Source organism: Streptomyces regalis, assembly GCF_001509475.1.
Classification (GTDB): domain Bacteria; phylum Actinomycetota; class Actinomycetes; order Streptomycetales; family Streptomycetaceae; genus Streptomyces; species Streptomyces regalis.
Map to the genome: position 1 here is coordinate 1 of NZ_LLZG01000336.1, position 234 is coordinate 234.

The 234-nt window shown below is 64.5% G+C and carries 1 pseudogene; it reads left to right on the forward strand.

The features are described 5' to 3' along the window. Positions 1 to 106: 106 nt before the first annotated feature. Positions 107 to 234 (forward strand): annotated as a pseudogene (locus ADL12_RS51110) (IS481 family transposase); the annotation flags it as partial.

Consider the following 234-nt stretch of genomic DNA (forward strand, 5'->3'; position numbering starts at 1 on the left):
TGTACTCGGCCGGGAGGTTGGTGACACGCCTGCTACCGGTTGTTGATCGTGAATGGACCTCCGGGCGTAGTGGAGATTGCCGTCTTCACTCACCTCGGAGGTCCTGGTGGCCCACGCTAATGCCCGGCTGACCTTTCACGGCAGATGCCTGCTGGTGCGTCGCGTTGTCTTCGACCGGCGTCCGGTCGCGCACGTCGCCAAGGAGCTGGGCGTCTCCCGTCAGTGTGCTCACCG